Here is a 5,834-nt window from a genome sequence, read left to right as displayed (position 1 = left end):
GGAAATTTGTGGCCAAGGCCGCCTTCAACGCTGCATTTTCTGAAAAAAGCCGCGTGCGCCAGCTGATGAAGGCCCCGTTTGGAAAAGCATCTCCAGTCGTTTCTGACCTTATGACGGGATTGAAACACCGAAGCGGGGCAGTGTCGTCACTGAGCGAGAATAGAACGAGCAATACGATTGCCAACCGAGTGAATGCCATCACAAACCCTGTGCTCGCCCTTAGGATCGAGGTTCTGGCCTGCCACGGGCTGCGCAGTGGCGTGCGTTATGTGCATCCCTTGTTGGATCAAGATTTGATCGATTTTGCGCTCACCTGCCCGCCTGAATACGAGTTTCGTGACGGGCTGTTCAGGGCACCCGTGCGCGCTGCAATGAACGGGATATTGCCAGATGCCGCGCGCTTGCGGGCACAAACCGGTTATCCCTTTGTCGAAGCGGTCTTGGACATCGCATCGATGCAACAGGAGCTGATTGATAAGCTGGCCGAGTTAGAGACCGACGCGCGGCTGCACGATGTGTTTGATTTTGATTTCGTGCGCGCGCACTTGGAAAAACTGCCATCGTTTGAGGCAGCGCATCAGCATGTGCTCGACGTCTCAAGCAGTGGCAAGAAACAAGCGCCGCCGCTTAATGTGTCTTTTGCCGCCGTGGGCGCCATGATGACCTATCAAGCGGCGCTAGACGAAGAGGCGGCGCAAGCTCATTCAGGGTAAGCGATGCTTACGCCGATTTGGCGTTCTAAGTATCGATTTCGTTGATCAAGTTTTTGGCTGCGAGTTCGGTTATAAATGTGCGCACATCTGCCGCTATTTGAGCAGTGTCGGATGCCGTAAAAGACTGTTGTACATTTTCGATCAGCCCAGCAAGCGTCTGCGGCGTTTCAAGTTGAACCCAGATGTGGCCACCTACCTGATTGAGCGCGAAATAGCTGCCCTGCGTCACATCCATCATCACCAGTTCATCGTCCGTCTCAGCGACGATCAGTTCGGAATTACGTTTGAAAAGTGTGTCAGGTTTCAAAAAATTTTCCTCAAAAATCACTCAGGCCATTCAATAGATCGAAGCACCCGCCCGCAAGACGTTATCGATTTACTCGAGCCTCGCAAATGGTCGTCATGTCGTTGCTTTGGAACGGGCCTGCGTGAGTAAAAAATCGAGCAGTTGATCCAGATGAAAGCCCGACACTGGGCGGCCTATGCGTTTCACAGTGATGCGCTGTGAAAGTCTGTGCAATTGTTGGAAATGGCGCTCGGCAAGCCCCATGCCCTCAACATGCTCCAATCGATAAGTGTTGGCGCGTAGGGCGGTAAACTTGGCATGGCCCGTCAGTGTCTCGCAGGTAAAATCTTGCGATCCGCTCCGGGCTAGGACGAAGATCATGCGCACGTCTACGGGATCGGCGCAGAATGCGTCCGCCATCGCAACACGGTATTTCTCCAGTTGGGGGTGAACGCGCGACAGCCCTGTGGTTTCGATGTTCAAGCCAGATGCCGCGTCTTGCCATAGTTTAAAATATGGAATGCCCGGCACAATCTGGCCCTGCGCATCGATTGCGCAAACATCATCGCTGATCACGCGAAAGCCCCGTTGCATGAGCCCCGCCGCCGTCGTGGATTTACCAGCGCCAGATGGGCCAACGCAGACCATGCCGCAGCCATCGATTTCAACCGCATTGCCATGGAGCACGAGAAAGTCACGCTGGGCCAAGATTGTGCCCAATCCAGACCCTAATAGAAACACCTGCAAGGTCCCGTTCGTCGCTGTCTCGTGGGGACAATAAAGGAGCGTGTTCCCATTCAAGGCGCTGAACCTGACAAAGCCATCGATATTGAGGGAAAGATACTGCGCGCCCGCCATGCCAAAATTCCCAAACGCGCGGGCATCCTTGGGTGCATCCGGCAGGCTATCGCAACGGCGAATTGTGATTGTGTCGCGTGACGGGTCAGCCCCCTCCGTAAGGTTTTCAAAGGGGATATCGCTGACGATATTGCAGCCGTAAGCACGGTAGCGATAAGCTGCATCGACAGGGGCCGTCATAATCAATCAATCCAAATATCTTACTAATGAAACAGTGGGTTATGGCAAAAGATCAGGCCCCGCGATTTAGGAAGATAACTTTGAAAAGCTTGCCTTTAAAGATGTTTTTCAAGGCTGCTGAAAATAAAAGCACATAGGTTTCGCGAGTTTTCCCCTATCGCGACCAGTGGGTGACACGTTTGGCGTGCCCGCCCATCGCATGCAATTTGCCAGACAGGATACCGTACATGGAACGCTCACTCATCACGAACAAGAAGACTTCGAAGTCTACAAGCCCTTCTGTGTCTTGGAACTGACCCGACGTATAGATCTGCGGCAGCATTTCCCCGTCTGCGCAGCCTGCTATGAGCGCCGCCTCGTCGCTGGTTACAATCTGCGGCTTTTCACCGAACAGATATTCACCAGCTTCCAAAATGGTCTGGCTCGGCGCGTCTAGGGTAAAGCGTGCCTCTTCGATGAACGTCAGTTTATAAGTGCCCGGCGCCATGTCACCGATCACGGCCAATCCGGTTTCGGTTGGAATAATCTGCGCCTGCCCCGTGTTGCCTGCGGGGAGTAGCATGGTCCTTCCATTAAAGCTCAACGTTCCAAAGCTATTGCTCACCTGCCAATCGCCGATGAGAGAGAGCGCCAGTTCTTCCTTGCTTAGCGTGCAGGCAAAGACGGGCAAACCTGTCCAAGCGAGCAAGCCCAGCGAAACTGCAATTGGTTTTATCCATGTGGTCATAGGTCTGTCTCTCGATTCATTGCACGCTCCTTAATGGACTGTGACAAACGTGGTTTGATTGGTTGCGGTGTTGGTGATCTGGCCGGCCCATTGATTGCTTGTGCCATCCCAGCCACCCGGACGTGACAAGAGTAGATCGACGCTACCGTCGGCGAAGGTAACGGTGCCAATGATGCTGCTCACAAGCGGGCGTTTATCCCAACCAAGGCGCAGCTCTGCCTCGGCCATTGAAGTATCTTCGAGGCCAAACTGATTGGGTTTGGAGAGCGTCAATTGTACCGTGATGGTTTGCGCCCGCTCATCCGGTTCGATCATTTTGATCAGGCCGATTGTCCGTTCCCTAATCTTGTCATCAATAGTCCAGTTGCGGCCCAGTGGGAGCCACCCTTCGGGTTTGGGCAAGTCACCATGCAAGCTGAAATAGATAAGTTCGAAATCGGTTTGATCTCGCAAAACATCCGTAGCTTCATGACACAACATGCCTTGGGGCACCTCTTTGCAGTGGCCAAGTTGGGCATCCCATTGGCGCGGATTAAGAACGACGTTGAAAGCGCCATCATGGGCCCGCCCCATTTGAACGGTAGGATGTTCTACCTGCGCACCGCCTGCTGTGGTGTAATAAAACGGCTCTTCACTGGCCCAACCGGCTGGCATGGCCCATTCCAGCGACACGCGGCGATCCTGCACGCGGCAGGGATTGGGGCCGTCACAGGACGCCCAAACCGTGAAGGGCAGGCTTTGGGCACCGTTTTCTGCTGCCAGCTCTTCGGCGCTAAACATTGTTTCCGCAGCTTCACCGCCTCCCGAATGATCACCGATATCCTGTGCACTGACTGGCAGGACGTCGATCACGTCCAGATGATGATCGCTCCCGTCCGCGCGCAAAAGTTGAAGGCGATAGGTGCCGGGCTGGAGCTGCGTTGGGACATGTAGCAATCCATCTGCGGGCAGATCGACGCTCTGGCTGCTTTGGTCGTCGAGCCCGATGAACACCACTTGATCACCCGCTGCGATTGGCCCGTTGAGGCGAAGGCCACCCTGCGTGCCCGCGCTGAGGGGTTCAATGAGCTGCGACATGGCAAAACTGGGCGCGGGTTCTTCGACGGTTTCAATGGCCGCCTGTGGGTCAAGCAAAGTGATGGCATAGCGGCCAAGATTGTCCGCGAGATCATAACTATCGCCCATGATGATGATCTCGTACTCCCCCGCCGCGAGATCGTATTCCCATGGATTAAACCTGTGCTCGGTGGTCTCCGCATCGCTGCCAAATCGGTAGGTGAAAGTCACATTCTGATCAAAGGCGGTTGCCCCCGCAGGAAAGAGCATCACGCTATAGGTTGCGTTTTGCTGTAAGGGTTTTTGGCTGCGCAGCTCAAACTGAATTTTGCCATCGGTGGTAAACTGCCCAACGGGCGTCAGTTCAAACGCGGCAGTGCTGGCGGCGAAGGGGATGGTCACCTCTTGCGTGGCATTATTGAGCGCGACGTCCAGCACGCCGGTCCCGCCATCGCCCTCTGCCGCAAAGCGCCAATTGCCTTGCGGCAGATCAATTTTCAATCCGTTCAACACCTGTTCAGCGCCGGACAACTGACCCAGCTCGCGGATCTCCCCTGTGTCCGCATGGGTCGCGATGAGCGTCACGGTGGCAGGTCGCGCGGTGCCGTCGGAAATTGCGAGGGTCACATGCGCGGTTGTCGGGCCTATGGGTACATCAACAACCTTGGTGACATTCGCAAGCGCAGTGTTCAGCGTTTCGGCGTCGCGCGCATCGAGATAGGTTCCCCCAGTACTACGCGCTAAGCATTGCAGCTGGTTTTTGTCCGTTTGCGCGCGAATATCAAAGCCGACCACATGGGCGGTGAAATTAACCCCAAGGCGCTCAAGCTCTGCTCCGACGGCACAAGGGTCCAGATCGCAGGTTTCTATTCCATCCGTAAGCAGCACGACGGTTGCAGCGTTTTCGGTGTATTTCAACGTTTGCGCAGCCATTCGCACAGCCTCGGACAGAGGGGTTTTACCTCTCGGTACAAGGCTCTGCACCTTGGTCGTTAGGGTCTGCATGCCGCTGGGCAAGGGAGCTTGCAAAAGTTCTATGTCAGAGCAATCACCCTTGCGGCGGTGTCCGTAGGCAATGAGGCCAACCGCTTGCTGAGATTGAGCCCAGCCCTCGGAAATATCTGTGAAAACGTCGCGTGCGATATCGATTTTCGCGACACCATCGACCTGCCCCCACATGGAGCCAGAGGCGTCAAAGACAAACATGAGATCGGTTGCCACATCGCCATCGGCATAGGCGGCGGGTCCGATGAAAGTACTCAGGGTCGTTGTAAGAGCTAGCCAAAGTGCCCGAGTGATTTTGCCGTACATTTCGTAATGTCTCCAGTTCGTTTGCAACAGAACTAGAAGATGTGAAAAACAGGTTCATACCCTAATTGGTGTATGACTTCATCGGTGTTGATCTACGACCTTGATGATGTGGTTTAGGATGAATTCTGTTTGCTGATAAATCAGCAAATCGGCAGATTGCTCAACAGGAATAACCGTGATGTTGCGATTGCGCCTTTCGAGGTCTTGGTATTCGCCCAAATCAAATATCCCATCTTCTGTCGGCACAAGGCTGCGCATTGGGATTGCCAAACGGTCAATGGCGCGATCTACGGGGGCGTGAAACATTTGCATATCGCGCACGAAGGTCCGCGTGCCCTGAACGGCCAAATGGGCACATGCGTCGCGCACCAGCGTGGCGGTTTCAGGACTGCGGCAAATTTGAAGATCGAGCGGCGTCGACGCGTGCGCGCGTTCTAAATACCAATCAATCCCGTGTTTTTGCATCATACGGAAACCGAGTTTTGCGATCAGTTCCAAAAGCTCCGGGGCATATTTACCAAGGCGCAATAGCGTCGCTTGCGGCACGGGAAGTTTTTTGAAGGCCGAACGATTGAGACAACCATTGAAGCCCACCGACACCAGCGCGGAAAATCTATCGGGGTGCAGATCTTGTTCTGCCAGTATCGGGATGATGCCATCAGACAGTCCGACGCCAACACAGTTGTGCAGACCTAAGTCATCC

5 protein-coding genes and 1 pseudogene are annotated in these 5,834 nt (G+C 54.5%); 1 reads left to right on the top strand and 5 read right to left on the bottom strand.

The genetic code is table 11. From position 1 onward, the window contains the following. Positions 1-713 (top strand): asparagine synthase-related protein (locus tag ABJQ89_RS03890; RefSeq protein WP_348494956.1); only part of this gene is annotated, 713 nt, incomplete at its 5' end. Positions 714-738: 25 nt separating this feature from the next. On the opposite strand, the gene ABJQ89_RS03885 is transcribed toward ABJQ89_RS03890, so the two are convergent. The 5 genes and pseudogenes from ABJQ89_RS03885 to ABJQ89_RS03865 all read right to left on the bottom strand — a co-directional run. After that, a complete protein-coding gene (locus tag ABJQ89_RS03885; protein WP_348494955.1) occupies positions 739-1,020 on the bottom strand; it encodes a PqqD family protein in 282 nt (93 codons plus the stop codon). Positions 1,021-1,113: 93 nt separating this feature from the next. Then, positions 1,114-2,037, bottom strand: coding sequence for a hypothetical protein (locus tag ABJQ89_RS03880; protein WP_348494954.1), 924 nt, complete (start codon positions 2,035-2,037; stop codon positions 1,114-1,116). Positions 2,038-2,191: 154 nt separating this feature from the next. Further along, entirely contained in the window at positions 2,192-2,764 is a 573-nt protein-coding gene (locus tag ABJQ89_RS03875; RefSeq protein ID WP_348494953.1) for a hypothetical protein, read from the bottom strand. A 30-nt stretch (positions 2,765-2,794) separates the two neighbouring features. Continuing rightward, a complete protein-coding gene (locus ABJQ89_RS03870) occupies positions 2,795-5,131 on the bottom strand; it encodes a VWA domain-containing protein (protein ID WP_348494952.1) in 2,337 nt (778 codons plus the stop codon). A 78-nt stretch (positions 5,132-5,209) separates the two neighbouring features. Further along, positions 5,210-5,834: pseudogene (locus tag ABJQ89_RS03865) on the bottom strand (alpha/beta hydrolase); the annotation flags it as partial.

The organism is Planktotalea sp., assembly GCF_039984035.1.
Classification (GTDB): Bacteria; Pseudomonadota; Alphaproteobacteria; order Rhodobacterales; family Rhodobacteraceae; genus Planktotalea.
Note: the sequence above shows the minus strand (reverse complement) of the source record. Positions and strands in the feature narration are given on the sequence as shown.